This window comes from Rhodococcus sp. PAMC28707 (assembly GCF_004795915.1).
GTDB lineage: Bacteria > Actinomycetota > Actinomycetes > Mycobacteriales > Mycobacteriaceae > Rhodococcoides.
In genome coordinates, this window is record NZ_CP039253.1 from 1086957 (window position 1) to 1107792 (window position 20836).

Here is a 20836-nt window from a genome sequence, read left to right on the forward strand (position 1 = left end):
TTCTTCAGGAGTAAGCCATGAACCAGATCCGCACCCTCCTTCGACTCGACGCCGTGGCTTCGGGCGGCCTCGGAGTCGTATTGGTCGCTCTCGCTGAAGTATTGGAAGACCCACTGGGACTGGCCGTGACGCTGTCCGTCGTAGTCGGCCTAGGCCTGCTGGCATGGACCGGGTTCGTCACCTGGGTCTCGGCCCATCCGACTCCCGCCCTGGTGAGGGAAGTCTTTGTCCTCAACTTGGTCTGGGTTGCCGCGAGCATCACCTTCGCCATCGGCGGCTGGGGCGGCCTCACCGGCTGGGGTGTGCTGTTCGTTCTGGCCCAGGCACTCGCCGTCGCAGCACTGACCGCGCTCCAATACGCAGCACGACGGGAATTGCGAACGCCGTTGCCGGTCTGACACATAGAGCGCAAGCGCCATCGAGAAACGACTTACGCGACGGCAGGCTTCACCAGGGGCCTGCCGTCAACCACCGAGAAGGTGCGTCAGGTCTTGTTCAACTCCTCGGCGAGCATCACGATGATGCCGCTGGGGCCACGAACATAGGTGAGCTTGTAAACGTCCTCGTACCTCGCAACCCCGCGCAGCGGGTAGCAGCCATGCCTCGCAGCGATCTCGAGGGCCGCGTCGAGATCGTCGACCGAGAAAGCGACGCGATGCATGCCGATCTCGTTCGGGACGGTGGGCTCCGTCTCGATCGCGTCAGGGTAGATGTACTCGAAAAGCTCGAGGCGACCGTTGCCGTCGGGGGTCGCGAGCATGGCAATCTTGGCGTGATTGCCATCGAGACCCACCGCCGTATCCGTCCATTCCCCACTGACCGTGTCGCGGCCGAGGACGGTCAGACCGAGATCGGTGAAGAATTCGATCGCCGCTTCGAGGTCACGGACTGCGATACCAACATTCTCGAGTTTGATGGCCACGAGTTTCACGGTACCCACCAGGGCGGGGCGGAACGACATGCTCTCGCGGTCTCGAGCGTGACTTGGCCCTTCTGCGTGTGGGTAGGTATCGACGTTGCCATATCGACGCTGTCCAACATGTAATCGCTATGCCGGCTCACTCATCACGCCCAGATGGCGCACCGTCCCCGAAAGTCCTGGAAGCTCTTGCGTGGTCGACCACGTTTGTAAGCCATCCGTGCTGTCGGAATAGAGATACTTGTTTTCGGTGTATGCATCGAGATATATCCGCCAGGCGCCGTTCGGCAACTGCGCCAGGGCCGGCCCCTCCAGCATCGTGCCCCAATCTCCAGATGGGACAAAGGAATAAGGTCCCGTCGCCGACGAGGCGACCGCGTGCTCGATTACCTTCTTCGTCTCGTTTTTGGTGAACGCATGATAGGTGGATCCGACCTTCACCACAGTGGTGTCGATATGGTCTGCGCCGATCCCGGCGAGCGGAACAGGCATGCTCCACATCTTGAGCGACGGATCGAGCGCCGTCATCATGTACGGCACGAACCCTCCGCCGGTCGACAGCGAAAGGATGACGTTGACGCGGTCGCCGTCCACGAACCATTCGGGCGCCCACGCTTTGGTGACGAACGGCGACAACGACGGGCCGTCCGAAGACCCGGCCGATCCGGTGCCCGGTAGATTCACGAAACCGACACCGTCTCCCGTACCTGGCATGAAGGCGCAACAAAACGGAACCGGATACGTTCCCATGGAGGTCCAGTTGATGCGGTCAGGACTGCGAGCGAAGCCGATATTCGCCCCGTTGGCCGTTGTGTAGGTGACGTAATACAGCCCGTCTGTGTTCTTGAAGATGGACGGGTCACGCACAAGCCCTGACGGTGGCCGATAAGCCGAATGTTGGACGAGTTGGAACGACGTAGCGTCTCCCGACTCGTAGACATCCATATCGCGATCGCTGGCGTTGCTGAACGCCACCATCGTGTATCGCGAGGCCGGCTGCGCAGCACCGTTTCCTGGGCCTGCAACCAGTGTGGCTGCGAAAACAAGTAGCGCCGTAGAGATCGCGGACAAACAGGTTCGTTTGGTCGAAGTCACGGGAGCAGTATCAACGGCAACTGCCGCACTTCGTGCCGTTTTGGCCGACTCCGATCAAGATCGTTACGGACGGGCGCCCGCCATAAGTTGACCGACCGGCGTTGCATTCATCGCGTGCCACGAAACTGCATCGCTCTCGGCACCGGCTCACTCCCCGTTCGTACGGACCCCATGAGAGAGGGGCGACAAACCCATCATCGGCGACGTTTCCAACTTCTTGCGATCCCTAGAGGTACGAACCTGACCTGCGGAAACCTGGTGCCCCCAGTCGGACTCGAACCGACACTGTACGGATTTTAAGTCCGTTGCCTCTGCCAATTGGGCTATAGGGGCCACCGCGGACGTGCAGGTCCGCGTCGATCATCTTATAAGGCTGTATCCGCCCTGGAATCACCGGCGCCACGATCGCGGGATCTCTTCGCAGCTGAAGATGGAAGATGAACTACCGCAAGCTCATCCGATCGAACAGCAACACGGAAATATACCCGCACCACCGGGGAGTTCTACGTGCCTAGACCTTCACCGAGAGAGCAATCCCGTCGAGAATGTCGTGTTCACTGACGATCAGTGTGCTGACGGCTCCGCGTCGCTCGAATTCCTCGGCCAAGACGCTGCAGACGATGGAACCGCCGCCGATGACGTCGACCCGCCCTGGATGCATGGGGCCCAACTTGCTTCGTTCTGCACGCGTCATGTTGACCAGCCGGTCGCACACCTCGAACAGGTCCGCGAACGGCACCCGGGTCAGGTGCACCTTCTCGGCGTCGTATTCCGTGAGTCCGGAAGCTATGGCGGCAATGGTGGTCATGGTGCCCGCGACGCCGACCCAGCTCGTCGCGTTTCCGATCGACACTTCCTCGAAGGCTTCTTCCAGCTTTGCGCGCACATATTCACGGGCACTGGCGATCTCGTCTGCGGTGGGCGGATCACTGTGCAGGAACCGTTCGGTCAGCCGGACACAGCCGATGTTCGCCGAGAACGCAGCCTTGACGCCTTTGTTGTCTCCGAGTACCAGCTCGGTGGAGCCGCCTCCGAGGTCGACGACCAGGAAAGGTGCACCGGCAGCGTTGAGTTCACCGACGGCTCCGGCAAAGGAGAGTCTGGCTTCCTCGTCACCGGTGATGACCTCGGCGACCGAGCCAGCGACGATCGGATCGAGTATTTCGCGCGTCATCGCGAAGAAATCCTCGCGGTTCGACGCGTCGCGTGTAGCAGAGGTGGCCACCATGCGTAGCGCCGACGCTCCGCTCTCACGGATGATTCCGGCATACTCCTGCAAAGCATCTCGGGTTCGCTCGATGGCTTCGGGCGCAAACGCACCCGTCGCGTCGACGCCTTGGCCGAGCCTCACGATGCGCATTTCACGGGCGACGTCGGTGAGGACACCGTCCTTGACGTCGGCGACGAGCAGCCGAATCGAGTTGGTTCCGCAATCGATGGCGGCAACTCTGGTCATTGTGTCTCCCCGCGAAGTTCTGCGACGGTCGGCCAGTCCGCTGGAATGGCCTTGCCGCGCATATGGTTTTCGGCGGCGAGGGCAACTGCCTCGTCGCCGAGTGGATTGAAACCTGGGCCCTTGGCGAGCGAATGCGCGATGAGGACGTGCAGGCATTTCACTCGGTCCGGCATGCCTCCGCCGGTGAAGTCTGTTCCCAACGATTCGATTTCGTTGCGTTCGGCCAAGTAGGACTCGTGGGCCCGCCGATATCCGGCTGCCAACTCCGTATCGGTCCCCAGCCTTTCGGTCATCTCACGCATGACACCTGCAGATTCTTGCCTGCTCGCCTCCGCGGTGAGCCGCGGATCAGTCAGGTAATACAGGGTCGGGAAGGGCGTGCCGTCGGGAAGTTTGGGTGCAGTTTTCACCACACCGGGCCTGCCGTCCGGGGATCGGTAGGCGATCTCGAGAACCCCGCGAGGCTCACGCCCCAGCTGGGTCGCAACCGCCTCGAGATCCTCCGGCGAGACTGCCGATTCTCCTGCACCGGTCACCCGACAGGTCCTCCTTCTAGTTCCGGCACAGGCGCAGGCGCGAGTGCGGGCAGTGGTTGCTGCTCCGGCTCGTCGCTCTGCTGCGGCTGCACTGCTGATTCCCAAAGATCCCGATACCACGGGCCCTCGGATTGTTGGATCGATTTCGCTTCTGCATCGGACTTTGCCATGTCACCGGGAAGCTGCACCTGATAGGGCGTCTCCCCCGGCATCACCCACCGCAGCCGACTGCGTGCCTCGGCATCGATGCGTGCTGGTTCGTTCAGTTGCGACTTCTCACGTTCGAGATTTTTTACGTCGTCTTCGAGCCCCTTACGATCCGCAAGGACCGAAGCGAGCTCGGTCCGCTGCGAAAAGTACGTCCGCAGCGGCATCGCGAGCGTCAACGCCAACGCACACACCACGATCGCCAAAATCACAGCGCGACCGGTGGAGAGTCCGAAAAAACTTCGATCCGGACGCGTCGAAGCCTGGACGCCGACGCGTCGTGGTGCTGCCCGACCCGCCACGACGGCGTCGCGTGCCTGATCGGACGGCTCGGGCGGCAACTGGCCGGTGCTGCGCGCGTCGCCGCGCGCAGCTTCGGTCTGCCTGCCACGAGGCGAAGCCGAGCGGCCGCGAGGCCGAGGATCACGCCCACCTGGACTTGTCCCCGGTCTACCTCGTCCTGCCGCCATGACCCACCTTCAACGCTTGCGTACGAAAACTATCCCTCGTAATTGAACCGGGGGAAGGCCAGCTCGCCTGCGTAACGCGCCGCGTCGCCAAGAGCTTCTTCGATTCTCAGCAACTGGTTGTACTTGGCGACTCGCTCGCTTCGAGCGGGGGCGCCTGTCTTGATCTGACCGCTTCCGACGGCAACTGCCAGGTCAGCGATGGTGGTGTCCTCGGTTTCGCCGCTGCGATGGCTCATCATGGTCTTGTAACCGTTGCGATGGGCCAGCTCGACTGCGTCGAGGGTCTCGGTGAGGGTGCCGATCTGGTTGACCTTGACCAACAGTGCGTTGGCGGCGCCGCGAACGATGCCGTCTTCCAGCCGCTCAGGGTTGGTGACGAAGAGATCGTCGCCGACGAGCTGCACCTTGTCGCCGATGGACTCGGTGAGTGCAACCCAACCGTCCCAGTCGTTCTCGTCCAGCGGATCCTCGATGGACACGAGTGGGTAAGCGTCGACGAGTTCGCCGTAGAACGCTGAGAGCTGCTCGGCTGTCTTGGTGTCACGCTCGAAGGCGTAGCCGGTGCCCGCGGTGTAGAACTCGGTGGCCGCAACGTCGAGAGCCAAGCCGATATCGCGTCCCGGCTCGAGTCCGGTCTTCTTGATGGCTTCGAGGATGAGATCGAGTGCTTCTTTGGTGCCGGCGAGGTCAGGAGCGAATCCACCCTCGTCACCAAGTCCGGTGGACAGGCCCTTGGCCTTGAGAACCGACTTGAGCGCGTGGTAGACCTCGGCGCCCCAACGCAGGGATTCCTTGAACGTCGGTGCACCGATCGGAGCGATCATGAACTCTTGGACATCGACGCCACTGTCCGCATGCGCGCCGCCATTGATGATGTTCATCATCGGGACGGGCAGAATGTATGCGTTCGGTCCGCCGAGGTAGCGGAACAGTTCGAGGCCTGCCGACTCTGCAGCAGCCTTCGCTACAGCGAGGGAGACACCCAGCAGCGAGTTCGCGCCGAGTCGGGATTTGTCCGGGGTGCCGTCGAGATCCAGCAGGGCCTGATCGATGGTGCGCTGCTCGATGGCGTCGAGGCCGATGACGGCCGGTGCGATCTCGTCGAGCACAGCGTTGACTGCCTTCTCCACGCCCTTGCCGCCATAACGCTCCCCGCCGTCACGAAGCTCGACGGCCTCGTGCTCGCCGGTGGATGCACCGGAGGGAACTGCCGCACGGCAAAGTGTTCCGTCGTCCAATGCGACCTCGACCTCGACCGTGGGGTTGCCACGGGAGTCGAGGATCTCGCGCGCTCCGACCTGCTCAATGATGGCCACGAATGCTTCTCCTATAAACGGGGACCGACAACGCCGCTGTGTACGACGCCACGACCGAGTTGCGGACTGTGCCGTGTGTCAGACTAGCCGCTTCGCTCACCCACCCGCATACGACTCTTGGCTAGGCGCCTGCTCCTACCGAATAGGCCGCGGCAGCATCGCGGACATCACGGAGATAGACGCCCGATTGGTTGTATGCCATCAAGGCCCGCTCCCACCCTTCCGCGGTGCGCAAGTCGCCACCGCGCGCGCACAGGTACCGGGCGGCGGTCAGGGACGCGTCGTCCAGGTTGTCCGGATTCGGAACACCGTCGCCGTTGGCGTCGACGCCCCACTTCTTCCACGTCTCGGGAATGAACTGCATCGGTCCCATGGCCCGGTCGTAAATGTCGTCGCCGTCGAGGACACCTCGGTCGGTATCAGGGATTTCGGCGATGCCGGGAGCACCGTCGAGCGGGATTCCGCGAATGGTCGGTGCAACGGTGCCATCCTGCGCGACGGCAGAGCCTTGGTAAGTCCCGTGGCGGCTCTCGATGAATCCGATGCCGGCGAGGGTGGTCCAGGCGATCCCGCAGTCGGGTGCCGTGGCGGACATGACGGCGGCGGCGTGCGCGTATGCCGCGAGCGCCGGTCCGGAGATATTCAGCGCGTCCGACTGCGGGGTAGCCCACGCGAGCAACAGATCCGCCGTGCGTCCGGGTGCGTTGAAGTCGATGTCCGGAACCGGAGCCCCTGGGCCGGGCGGTATGCCCTCGGGGATGACTCGCGGAGGTTCGGAGGAACCGCATGCGCTGGCCATGATCGCCACTGCCACGGCTGTGGACAGCAAGATCGCGACTCGGCGGGGTCGATGGTTCACACCACCCATCCTGCACATCAAAGGTAATAGAAACCTAAAGCTCTATGTAAGAGCTCGTTTGTCGGTGTTTTTGCTCCGGCTATCGGGGTGTATGTTGCTGTAATAGTGAATAGATGAGGGTCGCCTACCCTACAGAAGGGCAGGCGTACCGAACTTAGTACCATTCCAGGGAAGGTCACCCGTGTCCGTACTCGCTGCCGCCGGAGCTGCGCCATCGATCGCAACCCAGATGTTCGGCAGCGGACTGATCGGACTCCGCGAAGGGCTCGAAACCGGCATCGTCGTGATGATCCTCGTGGCCTTCCTCGTCAAAGCCGATCGCCGCGATGCACTCAAATGGGTATGGCTCGGAGTCGGCGCCGCCGTCGCCATGGTCGCAGTCGTGTTCTTCGTCATTCACTACGGCACGTCGACGGTCACCGGTCTCACCGCCGAGATCATCGCCGGGCTCGCTTCCCTCGTCGCGGTCGCCATTGTCACCGCCATGGTCCTGTGGATGCGCACAGCGGCCAAGGACATCTCCGGCGAGCTGAAGGGCGGAATGGAACGTGCACTGACCGTCGGTCCGATTGCCGTTCTGACACTGGCCTTCTTCGCCGTCGGGCGTGAAGGAATCGAAACCGCGCTTCTCATGGTCGGATACGCCGAGAACACCAACGGCAGCCTGTGGCCGTTGCTCGGACTTCTCGTGGGCATCGTCGTCGCGGCCATCCTGACGGTGTTCCTGTACTTCGGTGCGATTCGCATCAACTTCGCCGTGTTCTTCAAATACACCGGCGTCTTCCTCATCGTCGTCGCCGCCGGGATTCTCGCCTACGGCATACGCGCACTGCAGATCGGCGGAGTGCTCCCCGGCGGATCTTCGGTGGCGTTCGACGTCACCGCGCACTACGACGCCTCGAGCTGGTACGGCACAGTGCTCGCAGGCATCTTCAACTTCCGACCCGAGCCGACAGTCCTGCAAGCCGTCGGCTGGTTGGCATATCTCGTCATCGTCCTGTTTCTGTTCCTCCGGCCGGTTCGCGTCCCCGCGACACCAGAGCCTGTTCTCCACGCTTCCGAAAGGCACTGAAGAAAATGCGTCGTACCACCTACGCTCTGGCAGCGGTTGCGGTTCTTCCGCTGGCTCTGGCCGGTTGTACCGAAAAGTCGTCCTCCGAGACGAGCGCCGGGGACATCGCAGTCACCGCGACCGACAACGGATGTGACATCAGTGCCTCCGAAGGTGCCACTGGAAACTCCACCTTCCAGATCACGAACAACGGCAGCAAGGTCACCGAGTTCTATGTCTACGGTGAAGGCGATCGAGTCATGGGCGAGGTCGAGAACATCGGCCCTGGCCTGACACGCCAGCTTATCGTCGCGCTGCCCGACCCCGGCACGTACCAAACTGCATGCAAGGCAGGCATGGTGGGCGACGGCATCCGAACAGACTTCATCGTCAGCGGTGACGCCGTTCGCCAAGCCGACGAGGGCGGCCTGCTCGCCGAAGCCGCATCGGGATACAAGCGTTACGTTCTCAGCCAGATCGATGCATTGCAGGACACGACCGCAAGTTTCGTGGCAGCTGTCAAGGCCGGCGATGTCGAGGGCGCCAAGGCCCAGTTCCCCATCGCGCGTAGCTATTACGAACGTATCGAGCCCGTCGCCGAGAGCTTCCCCGACGACCTCGACCCCCGCATCGACCTCCGCGAGCCCGACGTCGAGCCGGGAGCGGAATGGACCGGCTTCCACCGCATCGAAAAGGATCTGTGGGCACAGGGGCTGCAGCCGGACACGAACGCGATGGCCGATCAGCTTCAGGCGAACATCGGTGAACTGGCCGAGAAGGTCAAGGCCGACGACTTCACCGTCGACCCGATCCAGGTTGCCGGTGGCGCACAGGGACTACTCGACGAGGTCGCCAAGACCAAGATCAGTGGCGAAGAGAACTTCTTCTCACACACCGACCTCTGGGACTTCCAGGCCAACGTCGACGGTGCGCAGGCCGCGGTTGCCGCAGTACGTCCGATCATCGACGAGCGTGAACCAGAACTGGGGACATCGATCGACACTCGCTTCGCCGCACTCGACGCCGAACTTGCCAAGTACCGTGTCGGCGACGGCTTCGTGTTCTACGACACCGTGACCGAACCACAGCGCCAAGAACTCTCGAACAAGATCGACGCGTTGTCCGCTGAAGTGAGTCAGGTGCAGGGTGTCGTCGCAGGACAGTAAGAGCACAGGGTCAGGTGGCTCCGGCTTCTCCCGACGGCGCCTCTTCGGTGCCGTCGGGGCTGGGGCGGCGCTTGTCGGAGTCGGAGCCATCGCCGGCAACGCCACAGCAACAGGCTCTGAGTCCCCGACATCCGACATTGTCGAATTCCGCGGTAACCATCAGGCAGGCATCGTCACGCCCGCACAGGACCGAATGCACTTCGTCGCCTTCGACATCACCACCGAATCGCGCGATGAGTTCGTCGCCCTGCTCCGTAAGTGGACGGACATGGCCGAGCGACTGACCAAGGGCGAAGAGACATTCGAGGACGGCGCCGTCGGGGCAGGCGAGTACAAGCCGCCGTCCGACACCGGTGAAGCCCTCGGGCTCGCGGCCTCATCACTGACATTGACCATCGGATTCGGTCCGGGGTTGTTCGATCGGTTCGGTCTCGCGGACAAAAAGCCCGCATCGTTGGCCGAACTACAGCACTTCCCCGCCGACAACCTCGATCCTGCGCGATCTGGCGGCGACCTGTGCATTCAGGCATGCGCCAACGATCCGCAGGTTGCCGTCCACGCCATCCGCAACTTGGCTCGCGTCGGATTCGGCACGGTGTCCGTCAAGTGGTCGCAACTCGGTTTCGGACGCACCTCGTCCACGTCGACAAGTCAGGCGACACCACGAAACCTGTTCGGCTTCAAAGACGGAACCGCCAACCTCAAGGCCGAAGATCCGCAGATGCTGGACGAGAACGTCTGGGTCGACCCGGCCGACGACCAGGAGTGGATGGGTGGTGGCTCCTACCTCGTTGCACGAAGAATCCGTATGCTCATCGAGTCCTGGGACCGCACGACACTCAAAGAGCAAGAGCGAGTCATCGGGCGTAGCAAGGGAACCGGCGCGCCACTGGGCCTGACCGACGAATTCGATGCGCTCGATCTCGATTCGAAAGGTCCCGACGGACCTCTCATCGACGCCGACGCACACGTCCGGCTCGCGTCCAAAGAAGAACTCGGCGGCATCCAGATCCTGCGGCGCGGTTACAACTTCACCGACGGCTCGGACGGTTTCGGGCACCTCGACGCAGGACTGTTCTTCATCGCGTACTGCCGTGACCCGTTGACCCAGTTCGTGCCGCTGCAGCTTGCTCTGGCGCGAACGGATCTACTCAACGAGTACATCCAGCACGTCGGCTCCGCGGTGTTCGCGTGCCCACCGGGGCTCGGGGAATCGGAGTACTGGGGTTCTACGCTGTTCGCGTGACCGCGTGCGGGGCTGAGTTACGCCCGCAGACCCCAGTTTTCGATCCACTCGATCGCGGAGAGCTGCCCGGGGACAGCCCCGCGATCCTTGGCCGATACTTCGGCACAACGGATGCGCTCGGCGAACTCCAACACCCGACCGCGGAGCAGATCTTCCGCACTCTCACCCCCGCTGCTGTGATCGAGGCCGATGTGCACTGTTCGCAGGTCGTCGGGCACTAGCTCGTCCGGCAGACCGGCCTTGGATGCGCGCGCAATGATCTTCTGTGTCAGTGCAAGTGCGGGCTGAGCCATCGCGATGCCGTCCAGACATGACCCGCGCGCCTTCTCCGCCGCCTTGCGTTCCTCCCACGCCCGTTCCTGAGCCGCGACGTCGATGGGTCCCGTTGAGCCGTCGGTCAGGTGTGGTGTGCGGTGTGTCAGCTTTGCGACCAGACCGGCAGCGACATCGTCGACGTCGAAGCCGCCGTGTTCCGCGTCCTGAGCGATCCTCGAATGAAACAAGACCTGCAGCAGGAGATCGCCTAGTTCTTCCTTCAGATCGACGAGGTTCCCACTGTGAATCGCGTCGAGCAACTCGTAGGTTTCCTCGAGGAGATAGCCGCTCAGCGAGGCATGCGTCTGTTGGGCTTCCCAGCCCCCGATCGTTCGGAGTCGATCCATCAGCACGACAGCTGCGATGAGATCGTCACCGGGTAGTTTCGGGGAGGCGATGACTCGGTCACCGCGCCGAATACGTTCGAGGACATCACCATTGCGCGGATCGGTACTGACGAGCACACCGCCGGAGTCGTCGGCATGTGCCGTTCCGGCGAAAAGCCACCGAATACCGACGGGCACTTCCTCGGTGAATTCGACTACCCCACTGAGGAATTCGACGGCTTCCGCCGGAACTTGACCGGGCCGAGTCGGGTCGAGCAAAACTACCGTCATCACACGCCCACAGTGTGCTCCAACAGAACCGATCGAGACGGCTTACTGTCGAGCGAAAGGATCAGGTCGGCAATGAACTGCACCAATTCGACGTCACGAACCCTGGCAGCTCCGACTCCCCCACCCTCGACGCGCGGTAGTGGCAGCTGCACGACGCCGGTGCTCGCGCGGTACTGCGCGTTGGGGTAGAGACGCTTGAGCCGGATCTGCTTGGAATCGGGAAGATCCATCGGCGCCAACTTGACCTGTGTGCCGGCGACATTGACGTCGGTGAGGTTGTATTCCTTGGCGATGAGCCGCAGCTTCGCGACAGAAACGAGCCTGCCGACTTCCTCGGGCAGCGGGCCGTAGCGATCCACCAACTCCTCGATGACGGCATTGATGGCTTCGGAATCCGCGGCAGCGGCCAACTTCCGATATGCCTCGAGTCGAAGCCGATCACTGGTCACGTAGTCCGGCGGAATGTTGGCGTCGACAGGAAGGTCGATCCGAACCTCCTTGGGGGCCTCATCGGTGGTGATGGGCTTCCCGTCAGCGGCTGCCCGGTAAGCCTCGACAGCTTCACCGACCAATCTGACGTACAGGTCGAAACCGACACCTGCCACGTGGCCGGACTGTTCGGCGCCGAGAACATTACCGGCACCACGAATTTCGAGGTCCTTCATCGCCACCGCCATACCCGCACCCAAATCGGAGTTCTGCGAGATGGTGGACAGACGGTCGTACGCCGTCTCGGTGAGCGGCTTCTCTGGCGGATACAGGAAGTACGCGTAACCACGTTCGCGACTACGCCCGACCCGACCACGAAGCTGGTGCAACTGCGAAAGGCCCAGCGAATCACTGCGTTCGACGATCAGGGTGTTCGCATTCGAGATATCGAGACCGGTTTCGATAATGGTGGTGCAGACGAGTACGTCCGTCTCACGTTCCCAGAACCCCTGCACGGTTCGCTCGAGCGTCTCCTCGTTCATCTGACCATGCGCTACGGACACCCGAGCTTCCGGTACGAGGTCACGAATCTTCTTGGCTGCCTTGTCGATCGAGCTGACTCGATTGTGCACGAAGAAGACCTGACCGTCACGGAGCAGTTCACGTCTGATGGCCGCCGCGACCTGCTTGTCGTTGTAGGCGCCTACATAGGTGAGTACCGGGTGACGCTCTTCCGGCGGAGTCAGAATCGTCGACATCTCGCGAATGCCGGCCAAGCTCATTTCCAGCGTACGAGGAATCGGTGTCGCCGACATCGTCAGGACGTCCACGTGCGTACGCAGGGACTTGATGTGCTCTTTGTGCTCGACGCCGAATCGCTGTTCCTCGTCGACGATGACCAGCCCCAGGTCTTTCCACGCCACTCCGGTCTGCAGCAACCGGTGGGTACCGACGACGATATCGACCGTCCCGTCGGCGAGTCCGGCCATGACCTGCTTCGAGTCCGAACCGTGGGTGAAGCGCGAGAGCCCTTTGACCGTCACCGGAAAGGCTGCCATGCGCTCGGTGAAGGTCTGCAGATGTTGTTGCGCCAGAAGGGTCGTCGGCACGAGGATGGCAACCTGCTTACCGTCTTGAACTGCTTTGAACGCGGCACGAACGGCGATCTCGGTCTTGCCGTAGCCGACGTCGCCGAGGATGACACGGTCCATCGGGACCGGCTTCTCCATGTCCGCCTTGACGTCGGCGATGGCTGTCATCTGGTCCATCGTCTCGGTGAATGCGAACGCGTCCTCCATTTCACGCTGCCATGGAGTATCCGGGCCGAAGGCGTGGCCCGGCGCCGCCTGACGAGCCGCATACAGCTGCACGAGCTCTCCGGCGATCTCTCGAACAGCCTTGCGCGCCTTGCGTTTCGTGTTCGACCAATCCGAACCACCGAGCTTACTCAGCGACGGCATTTCACCGCCGACATAGCGGGAGAGCTGATCCAGAGAATCCATCGGCACGAACAATCGATCCCCCGGGTGCCCCCTCTTGCTGGGTGCATACTCCACGACGAGGTATTCGCGGCGAGCTCCGCCGATGGTCCGCTCGACCATTTCGACGAACCGGCCGATACCGTGCTGATCGTGCACGACACTGTCGCCGGCCTTCAAGGCCAGCGGATCGACCTGATTTCGCCTCTTGGCCGGTAGCTTTCGGCCCTCGGCGGCGGCAACACGGTTTCCCGTCAGGTCGCTTTCGGTGACGATCACAAGCTTCGCATCGGTAAGGATCAATCCGGCGTGGAGCGAGGCGCACAGAACGCTCACCACGTCGGGCAACGGCTCGGAACCCGTATCGATTGCCACAGCGGGCACTTCGGCCTCACCGAGACGCTCGATGATACGCGTTGCGGTTCCCGCGCCCGCGACGGCGATGACAGCGCGACCGCCCGTGGACACGTGCGCGCGAAGCATGGCAAAGAGTCCGGTGAGCAACTCCTCCGAACCACGAACCTCGGGGACGGTCTCGACAGCCAACTCGACCTCGGTCTCGCTGCCCGAAGCCAGTGGACTGATGGTCCACCACGGCCGCCCGAGCGCCTGCGCGGATTCGCGGATCTGGCGTAGCGAACGGTATGCGGACGCTCCGAGGTCGAGACTCGTCCCGCCCAGACTGCTGGTGTCCACGGTCGAGGTGTCGAGCGGTGCCGCTCCACCCACAGACGCCGCCGTCCATGACGCTTCGAGGAACTCCTGACCGGTACGAACCAAATCTGTTGCACGCGTACGGATTCGCTCTGGATCGCACAACAGGACGTGTGCACCCTTCGGCAGCACATCGGCAAGTAGCTCGAGCTCGCCGGGCTGCAACAGCGGAAGCAACGCTTCCATGCCTTCCACTGGCACCCCGGCAGACATCTTGTCCAACATCTCCACCAGTGCCGCATCAGCCTGATTGTCACCGGCGAGCACCGCGGCACGATCGCGAACATCCTGAGTGAGTATCAGTTCACGACATGGAGGTGCGATGACCGACTCGATGACGACGTCGGGCAGGGAACGCTGATCCGCAACGGAGAAAGCGCGGAGTTCGGTTACCTCGTCACCCCAGAACTCGACACGCACCGGATGATCGGCCGTCGGGGAGAAGATATCGAGGATGCCACCACGGACGGCGAATTCGCCTCGTTTGCCGACCATGTCGACACGCGTGTATGCCAACTCGACAAGTCGGTGGATCAGGCCGTCGAAGTCGATCTCGACGCCTACCTTCAATCCGATCGGCTCGATCTCTCCGAGCCCCGGGGCCATCGGCTGAACGAGCGACCGCACCGTGGTGACGATCACCTGGAGAGGTGGGCCGTAGTCCTGGTCGTCCGGCCGCGCGAGCCGACGCAACACTTCGAGTCTGCGGCCGACGGTGTCAGCGCTGGGGGAAAGCCGCTCGTGCGGCAATGTCTCCCATGACGGAAACTGCGCCACCGAGTCCCCGAACATCTGGCCGAGTTCAGCGGTGAGATCGTCCGCTTCACGCCCCGTCGCGGTGACGACGAGCACCTGCGCATGCTGCGCAATCGCGGCAGCGACGAACGGACGCGAAGAATTCGGCGCGACGAGCGTGTACTCCGCAGTTCCGACGGCCTCGCTTACGGTCATCAAAGCGGAATCTGCCAGAGCGACGCGTGCGACGCCCGACAGGTGAAGCGAAGAATCGGAAGACAACAGCAGGGCTCCTGAACGAAAGACGACACGAAGGCAGCCCGGTTCGAAAGTGCACCAAGATCATGGCGAAACGAGCGAACCGGCGGTCGCGACCAATTCTATGGGAGCAGACCGACCCGGCGACGGCTGGGCAGGCCCACCGAGCCGAGGAGCTAGTGCCGGATGACCCGTCGTGCAGCAAATTCACGGAAGTAGTCGAGCTTGCCTGCCGTGACGAGTGAGGGAAGCAGGTAGTACCAGAGGCGCTCCAAGCGTGATGGCAACTCCTCGGTGGTCCCGGTGGCTACGGCGACCATGTGCACACCGGTAAGGATCTCGAGTACGAGAGATCCGATGGTGTTCGGGTCTGCATCCGGATCTACATCGCCCTGCTTGATCGCCTTGGCCGCGAGCGCATCGAACGCGACGCTCCAGCCGGCCATGACGTTGCCCTGGGTACCCCGGTAGTCACCGATCTGGTGGCTCAGACGCATCATCGCCGAGACCATGGGGTCGGTGACCGACATGTCCACGACGATGTAGGAGATGCCGATGGCAGCTTCGAGAGCCGGGATACGGCCGTCGTTGAACTGCAGGCACGCGGCGGTGAGCCTGGCATTGCCCTCGTCGATCACAGCACGCGCGAGTTCTTCCTTCGACCCGAAGTGGAAGTAGAGAGCACCCTTGGTGACCTGTGATTGAGAGATGATTTCGCTGAGACTCGCGTTCGCATATCCGAGACGCAGAAACACGTTTGCTGCACCGGACAACACCGTATCGCGAGTAATCTCAGCGCGGGCCTGTCTGACCATTGGATCCGCCTTAGGAATACTGGGACTGCCATTGCGCAATGCTGCGAACGGTACCATCCAGTGGTTTTCTCGCCTCGGTCAACTTGCTAACGGTCTGAACAATTAAATCCAGCGCCTGTGACGTAACTCTCAGTGCTGCAAATTTGACCCTACCCGCTCTTTCGAGCGGTAGTGCGAAAATCGACCGCTCATTTGCCGCCCAATTGCGGCGCAGCCTCCAGATTGGTCAATCCGTTCCAACACAAGTTGACAACGTGAGCCGCAACAACTTCTTTCGAAGGTTCTCGAACGTCGAGCCACCACTGTGCCGTCATCGAGACCATTCCGACCAGCGCTTGCGCATACAAGGGAGCAAACCCGGCATCGAATCCGCGTCGCGTGAAGTCCGCAGCCAGAATGTGGCCTACCTGAGAGACGGCATCGTTCAACAACGACGAGTACTTGCCATCAGCAATGGCGGCGACCGGTGAGTCCCGAACCAAGATTCGAAAGCCGTCCGTGCGCTCCTCCACATAAGTAAGCAGAGCCAGAGCGACTCGCTCGACGCGGACTCGGGAGCGATTCTGTTCGAGCGAAGACGTGATCATCTGCAGCAGCGTCGACATCTCGCGATCCACGATCACCGCATACAGGCCCTCCTTCCCGCCGAAGTGCTCGTACACGACGGGCTTGGAGACGTGGGCCCGACCTGCGATTTCTTCCACCGAGGTCGCCTCGTACCCGCGCTCGGCGAAAAGGGACCTCCCGATCTCGATCAACTGCTCACGGCGCTGCGTCCCAGTCATTCGAACGCGCGGTACCCGCTCGGGTTCGGACAAAATGCCTCCCACCGAAAGTCTTTGCCCGCTTGCTTGCAAGGAGCCTCGTTCGGCAAGCCTAGTGGTCAATTTTGGGCGCGGTTCGACTGGCAACTACCGTTCATGCGAGACTCGTTGCGCTCGGTGGGAGAACCGCGGCCGCAGACCTGATTCACAAAGGTCTTCGGTCTCCGGAGAAACCGCTGGTCCACGATCCGCCGTGGTGTAATGGCAGCACCTCTGATTTTGGTTCAGATAGTTCAGGTTCGAGTCCTGGCGGCGGAGCGAGAAGAATTTCTGTCGAGAAAGTAACCAGCAATTCGCAAGGAGCTCAGTTGCCGTTGCACACCGCCGTGGTCGTTCTCGCAGCGGGAGCAGGCACCCGGATGCGGTCCAAGACGCCCAAAGTCCTCCACCCCCTCGCCGGCCGCACGATGCTTGCCCACGCTCTGCATGCCGCTGCCGATCTAGGGCCCGACTACCTGGTCACCGTTGTCGGGCACGATCGTGAGCGAGTAACCGAATCGGTCGACGAGTTGAGTGTCGAGCTCGGGTGCACCATCTCCACCTCCGTTCAGGACGAACAACTCGGTACCGGCCACGCAGTGCAGTGCGGCTTACGTTCATTACCGGACGACTTCGAGGGCACCGTCCTCGTCACAGCCGCCGATGTGCCCCTGCTCGACGGCCACACCCTCAAAGCTTTGCTCGACGAGCACCTGAGCGCACCCAAACCTGCCGCGGCGACGGTCCTCACATTCGTGCCCGCCGACGCCAACGGATACGGCCGAATCGTACGTACCGACGACGGTGAGATAGCCGAAATCGTCGAGCATGCCGACGCGAGTCCGGCCCAGATCAGAATCGATGAGGTCAATTCCGGGGTCTACGCGTTCGATGCCGTCGCACTGCGGACTGCACTGGGCAAGCTGAGCACCCAGAACGCTCAGCACGAGCTTTACCTGACCGACGTGGTCAAGATCAGCAAGAGCAGCGGCCTGGCGGTCTACGGCACTCAGCTCGCCGATCCGGACCTGGTTCTGGGTGTCAACGACCGAGTTCAGCTCGCCCGCGTCACCGCAATCTTCAATCGTCACATCATCGAGCGACACATGCGCGCGGGCGTCACCGTCGTCGATCCCGCCACAACCTGGATCGACGTCGATGTCACTCTCGGGGCAGATGTCCGCCTCGAACCCGGCGTCCAGTTGTTGGGAAGCACTCACATCGGCGAGGACTCCGTCATCGGACCCGACTCCACCCTCCGCGACGTCGTCGTCGGCGAGCGCGCGTCGGTGATACGCACCCAAGCCGATCTCGCAACCATCGGCTCCGGTGCCACTGTTGGACCGTTCGCATACTTACGTCCAGGGTCCGACATCGGTAACGGCGCCAAGGTGGGAACCTTCGTCGAAACCAAGAATTCGACAATCGGAAACCACTCGAAGGTGCCGCACCTGACCTACGTCGGCGACGCGACCATCGGTGAGTACTCCAACATCGGCGCGTCGAGCGTGTTCGTGAACTACGACGGCGTCGGCAAGAACCGCACCATCGTCGGTTCGCACGTCCGAACTGGGTCGGACAACATGTTCGTCGCCCCGGTTCGAGTAGGCGACGGGGCCTACACCGGAGCTGGAACAGTGCTCCGACACGATGTACCTCCGGGGGCGCTCGCCGTCTCCGCGGGTTCCCAGCGCAATATCGAGGGCTGGGTCGAAAAGAAACGGCCAGGAACGGCGGCGGCGGAAGCTGCTGTTCGGGCTGTGGCTGCCAAGTCGACAAACGCGCACGAATCAAAGGATGGCGAACAGCAGTGACCACCCCCAATTGGATCGACAACCAGAAGAACCTCATGCTCTTCTCGGGTCGAGCACATCCAGAGCTTGCCGAGCAGGTGGCAAAGGAGCTGGGAATCGGCCTGACCCCGCAGACCGCACGCGACTTCGCCAACGGTGAGATCTTCGTTCGCTTCGAGGAATCGGTCCGTGGATCCGACGCCTTCGTTTTGCAGAGTCACCCGTTCCCGCTCAACACCTGGCTGATGGAACAGTTGATCATGATCGACGCGCTCAAGCGCGGATCGGCCAAACGCATCACCGCGATTCTGCCGTTCTACCCGTACGCCCGTCAGGACAAGAAGCACCGCGGACGCGAGCCGATCTCCGCACGTCTGGTCGCCGACCTTCTCAAGACAGCCGGCGCGGATCGCATCATCACGGTCGATCTGCACACCGATCAGATTCAAGGCTTCTTCGACGGCCCCGTCGACCACATGCACGCGCACAGCCAGTTGGCCGAGCACATCCGAAGCAAGTACAGCCTCGAACACATCACCGTCGTCTCCCCTGACTCGGGGCGCGTTCGCGTCGCCGAGAAGTGGGCCGACAGCTTCGGCGGCGGACCGCTGGCATTCATTCACAAGACACGCGACCCCTTGGTGCCCAACCAGGTCAAGTCGAACCGGGTCGTCGGAGACGTCGAAGGACGCACCTGCATCCTGATCGACGACATGATCGACACCGGTGGAACGATCGCCGGAGCCGTGAAGGTGCTCAAGGAAGCCGGAGCCGGTGACGTCGTCATCGCAGCCACCCACGGCGTCCTCAGCAGCCCTGCCGCCGAACGTCTCGCAGAATGCGGGGCAAAGGAAGTTGTCGTCACCAATACCCTCCCGATCAGCGACGACAAGCGCTTCGACACGCTCACCGTGCTGTCCATCGCTCCGCTGCTTGCTCGCACCATCCGCGAGGTCTTCGAAAACGGTTCGGTAACAAGCCTCTTCAACGGCGTCGCATAGCACCCAGCACTATTCGATTCTTCGCAGGCTCGGTTTCCATACACCCGCTCCGCCATCTCTCCCCCACTGCATGAACTTGGTCACTAACAGGTTCGAAAACCGCAGTTCGACCGGGAGGGGTGTGCGGGGCGGGTTTCGTTGTAACCTAAGATGACTCGTCGTGATCGACGCACAAACTATGGACAGCCCGACCGCAACTTCTACCGTCCGAATCGCCCGCTGGACTCCGGGCGCGTGCGTGTGGTGTGGGAGCACCGATTCGATCGAAATGTATCGAAACGAGCCACGCTGCGGCCAATGCCGCGAACACGAAGCCATCATCGATGAGGCCAAGCACTTCATCGGAATGTATGGTTTGCGCCCCCTCGGTGGGACCCTCGCGTCAGAAGACGAGGAAGAGCGCGAGTACCGCGTAACCGCACGCGACGCACGCGAGGTTCTCAATCGCATCCGCCTCGAGAAGCTTCCCGATCCGGCCGCAGTCCGCAAAGCATTGCGGCCGAGGGCAGCTGCTGCGGTGGCCGCAGCACCGACGTCGGCGTCTGCATCAGGGAAAGCAGCTCCCAAGAAATCCCAGGCAGGTGTGAGCAGTGTCGACCTGATCGAACTTCAATCACGTGGACAAAAACTCCTCGAGCAATTGGCGAGCATCGACGAGAAGATCGCCGCACTCGACGGTAGCTCCGGATTGCCTGCCCGTGCGCGACTCAAAGACCTCACCAGTCAGCGCACAAGCGTGATGGGGACGCTGGGCGCGCTAGAAAAGGCTCGCCGCCGTACCAGCTGACTCCCCCTCCCTCCGCACACCGAAGCGCGTGTGCTCGAGGGGAGGGTGGTTCTGATCGGCTATGGAGTGCGCTGGCGCGTCGGTACACCTGAGTCGACGCTCAGGAACCTTCGGGCACCGACACGACAACCTCGTTACGACGCCGGAATGCCAGCGTCCAGGGCGGATCGTAGAACCAGGTCATCGGCTCATTCGACATCTCGATATTGTTGACGTGCAACACCTCTGACAATTTCGCCATCTGCGGCGCAACGTTGCCTCGGGCGCGGCTACCGCTGAAGCGCAGCACGGCGACTGTCTCCGCCGGAACCTCGACCAACTTCACGCGGTCGTCATTGGGCGTCGGCAGCGTCTCCATCGACCATGAGGACGGCATGAAGAACCGGATCACCCATTTGTCGCCGTCTGCGGTGCTCGACACGGGCGCCGTCATCGCGATCCGCTGGGAGTCGGCAGACGATTGACTGACAGGCGCTGTCATGGCGACCTTCTGTGAGCCCGTATTGCCACCGAAGATGTACCCGGCGAGGCGCCGGAACCCGTCCTGTCGTGCTTGTTCTTCATCCGCGTCAACCGTGGTCTGCGCGGCAATTCGCGGTTCATAGCGACGGATCTCCACCATGTCGGTCAACCGCCGACTGGTATGGGCAGGTTCCTCGGTGCCTATGCGAACACCGACGATGCCCAAGGCCGACTTGGCCACCTGACCGATCGTGGACACAATTTTGTTCGACATCGTCTCGTCCGATCTATTGTCGCGTGGTACCTGA

The 20836-nt window shown here is 62.2% G+C and carries 19 protein-coding genes and 2 tRNA genes; 8 read left to right on the top strand and 13 right to left on the bottom strand.

Annotated features, from left to right (window positions below; translation table 11 throughout):
* The first annotated feature begins 17 nt into the window (after positions 1-17).
* A complete protein-coding gene (locus tag E5720_RS04800) occupies positions 18-398 on the top strand; it encodes a hypothetical protein (protein ID WP_136169688.1) in 381 nt (126 codons plus the stop codon).
* A gap of 86 nt (positions 399-484) precedes the next feature.
* Here E5720_RS04800 and E5720_RS04805 read toward each other — a convergent pair whose 3' ends face one another.
* The 8 genes from E5720_RS04805 to E5720_RS04840 form a co-directional block, all read right to left on the bottom strand.
* Positions 485-922 (bottom strand): VOC family protein, encoded by a 438-nt coding sequence (locus E5720_RS04805; RefSeq protein WP_136169689.1) that lies wholly within the window; start codon positions 920-922, stop codon positions 485-487.
* Positions 923-1048: 126 nt separating this feature from the next.
* Positions 1049-1897, bottom strand: a complete 849-nt coding sequence (locus E5720_RS04810) for an arabinofuranosidase (RefSeq protein WP_348769856.1) — start codon at positions 1895-1897, stop codon at positions 1049-1051.
* 373 nt (positions 1898-2270) lie between these two features.
* Positions 2271-2347 (bottom strand) — tRNA-Leu (locus E5720_RS04815).
* Between the two features lie 178 nt (positions 2348-2525).
* On the bottom strand, positions 2526-3470 hold the full coding sequence (locus tag E5720_RS04820) for a Ppx/GppA phosphatase family protein (protein ID WP_136169690.1): 945 nt from the start codon (positions 3468-3470) through the stop codon (positions 2526-2528).
* The gene (locus E5720_RS04825; RefSeq protein WP_136169691.1) at positions 3467-4006 is read right to left on the bottom strand and encodes a DUF501 domain-containing protein; all 540 of its coding nucleotides are present in this window, start codon (positions 4004-4006) and stop codon (positions 3467-3469) included. The genes E5720_RS04820 and E5720_RS04825 overlap by 4 nt, the downstream gene beginning before the upstream one ends.
* Positions 4003-4683, bottom strand: a complete 681-nt coding sequence (locus E5720_RS04830; RefSeq protein WP_136169692.1) for a septum formation initiator family protein — start codon at positions 4681-4683, stop codon at positions 4003-4005. Before E5720_RS04830 ends, E5720_RS04825 begins: the two co-directional genes overlap by 4 nt.
* 29 nt (positions 4684-4712) lie before the next feature.
* The gene (gene eno / locus E5720_RS04835) at positions 4713-5999 is read right to left on the bottom strand and encodes a phosphopyruvate hydratase (RefSeq protein ID WP_136169693.1); all 1287 of its coding nucleotides are present in this window, start codon (positions 5997-5999) and stop codon (positions 4713-4715) included.
* Between the two features lie 121 nt (positions 6000-6120).
* Positions 6121-6798: a lytic murein transglycosylase gene (locus E5720_RS04840; protein ID WP_247596290.1), complete on the bottom strand. Its 678-nt coding sequence runs from the start codon at positions 6796-6798 to the stop codon at positions 6121-6123.
* 241 nt (positions 6799-7039) lie between these two features.
* Here E5720_RS04840 and efeU point away from each other — a divergent pair, with 241 nt between their 5' ends.
* The 3 genes from efeU to efeB are packed head-to-tail and all read left to right on the top strand — an operon-like array spanning position 7040 to position 10321.
* Positions 7040-7930, top strand: a complete 891-nt coding sequence (gene efeU, locus E5720_RS04845; RefSeq protein ID WP_136169695.1) for an iron uptake transporter permease EfeU — start codon at positions 7040-7042, stop codon at positions 7928-7930.
* A 5-nt stretch (positions 7931-7935) separates the two neighbouring features.
* Positions 7936-9075: an iron uptake system protein EfeO gene (efeO, locus tag E5720_RS04850; protein WP_136169696.1), complete on the top strand. Its 1140-nt coding sequence runs from the start codon at positions 7936-7938 to the stop codon at positions 9073-9075.
* On the top strand, positions 9056-10321 hold the full coding sequence (gene efeB, locus E5720_RS04855; RefSeq protein WP_136169697.1) for an iron uptake transporter deferrochelatase/peroxidase subunit: 1266 nt from the start codon (positions 9056-9058) through the stop codon (positions 10319-10321). Before efeO ends, efeB begins: the two co-directional genes overlap by 20 nt.
* 17 nt (positions 10322-10338) lie before the next feature.
* Here the strand turns inward: efeB and E5720_RS04860 are convergent, their stop codons facing one another.
* The 4 genes from E5720_RS04860 to E5720_RS04875 all read right to left on the bottom strand — a co-directional run bounded on the left by E5720_RS04860 (position 10339) and on the right by E5720_RS04875 (position 16467).
* A complete protein-coding gene (locus tag E5720_RS04860) occupies positions 10339-11253 on the bottom strand; it encodes a MazG family protein (protein ID WP_136172450.1) in 915 nt (304 codons plus the stop codon).
* A complete protein-coding gene (mfd, locus tag E5720_RS04865; protein ID WP_247596291.1) occupies positions 11253-14825 on the bottom strand; it encodes a transcription-repair coupling factor in 3573 nt (1190 codons plus the stop codon). The genes E5720_RS04860 and mfd overlap by 1 nt, the downstream gene beginning before the upstream one ends.
* Before the next feature lie 218 nt (positions 14826-15043).
* The gene (locus E5720_RS04870; RefSeq protein WP_136169699.1) at positions 15044-15682 is read right to left on the bottom strand and encodes a ScbR family autoregulator-binding transcription factor; all 639 of its coding nucleotides are present in this window, start codon (positions 15680-15682) and stop codon (positions 15044-15046) included.
* A gap of 188 nt (positions 15683-15870) precedes the next feature.
* Positions 15871-16467, bottom strand: a complete 597-nt coding sequence (locus tag E5720_RS04875) for a TetR/AcrR family transcriptional regulator (protein ID WP_210729958.1) — start codon at positions 16465-16467, stop codon at positions 15871-15873.
* 226 nt (positions 16468-16693) lie between these two features.
* Here E5720_RS04875 and E5720_RS04880 point away from each other — a divergent pair.
* From E5720_RS04880 to E5720_RS04895, 4 genes are all read left to right on the top strand, one after another.
* Positions 16694-16764 (top strand) — tRNA-Gln (locus E5720_RS04880).
* A 50-nt stretch (positions 16765-16814) separates the two neighbouring features.
* A complete protein-coding gene (gene glmU, locus E5720_RS04885; RefSeq protein ID WP_168708282.1) occupies positions 16815-18299 on the top strand; it encodes a bifunctional UDP-N-acetylglucosamine diphosphorylase/glucosamine-1-phosphate N-acetyltransferase GlmU in 1485 nt (494 codons plus the stop codon).
* Between the two features lie 35 nt (positions 18300-18334).
* On the top strand, positions 18335-19279 hold the full coding sequence (locus E5720_RS04890; RefSeq protein ID WP_247596292.1) for a ribose-phosphate diphosphokinase: 945 nt from the start codon (positions 18335-18337) through the stop codon (positions 19277-19279).
* Positions 19280-19439: 160 nt separating this feature from the next.
* Entirely contained in the window at positions 19440-20066 is a 627-nt protein-coding gene (locus tag E5720_RS04895; protein ID WP_247596169.1) for a hypothetical protein, read from the top strand.
* 100 nt (positions 20067-20166) lie between these two features.
* Here E5720_RS04895 and E5720_RS04900 read toward each other — a convergent pair whose 3' ends face one another.
* A complete protein-coding gene (locus E5720_RS04900) occupies positions 20167-20802 on the bottom strand; it encodes a heme-binding protein (protein WP_136169702.1) in 636 nt (211 codons plus the stop codon).
* Between the last annotated feature and the right edge of the window lie 34 nt (positions 20803-20836).

Coding starts and splice junctions, on each gene's coding strand:
- E5720_RS04875 (WP_210729958.1), bottom strand. CDS start 16,467: ATGACTGGGACGCAGCGCCGTGAGCAGTTGATCGAGATCGGGAGGTCC.
- E5720_RS04820 (WP_136169690.1), bottom strand. CDS start 3,470: ATGACCAGAGTTGCCGCCATCGATTGCGGAACCAACTCGATTCGGCTG.
- E5720_RS04840 (WP_247596290.1), bottom strand. CDS start 6,798: ATGGCCAGCGCATGCGGTTCCTCCGAACCTCCGCGAGTCATCCCCGAG.
- E5720_RS04890 (WP_247596292.1), top strand. CDS start 18,335: ATGCTCTTCTCGGGTCGAGCACATCCAGAGCTTGCCGAGCAGGTGGCA.
- E5720_RS04810 (WP_348769856.1), bottom strand. CDS start 1,897: ATGGTGGCGTTCAGCAACGCCAGCGATCGCGATATGGATGTCTACGAG.
- E5720_RS04860 (WP_136172450.1), bottom strand. CDS start 11,253: ATGACGGTAGTTTTGCTCGACCCGACTCGGCCCGGTCAAGTTCCGGCG.
- mfd (WP_247596291.1), bottom strand. CDS start 14,825: ATGACCGTAAGCGAGGCCGTCGGAACTGCGGAGTACACGCTCGTCGCG.
- E5720_RS04830 (WP_136169692.1), bottom strand. CDS start 4,683: ATGGCGGCAGGACGAGGTAGACCGGGGACAAGTCCAGGTGGGCGTGAT.
- E5720_RS04900 (WP_136169702.1), bottom strand. CDS start 20,802: ATGTCGAACAAAATTGTGTCCACGATCGGTCAGGTGGCCAAGTCGGCC.
- E5720_RS04870 (WP_136169699.1), bottom strand. CDS start 15,682: ATGGTCAGACAGGCCCGCGCTGAGATTACTCGCGATACGGTGTTGTCC.
- E5720_RS04800 (WP_136169688.1), top strand. CDS start 18: ATGAACCAGATCCGCACCCTCCTTCGACTCGACGCCGTGGCTTCGGGC.
- efeO (WP_136169696.1), top strand. CDS start 7,936: ATGCGTCGTACCACCTACGCTCTGGCAGCGGTTGCGGTTCTTCCGCTG.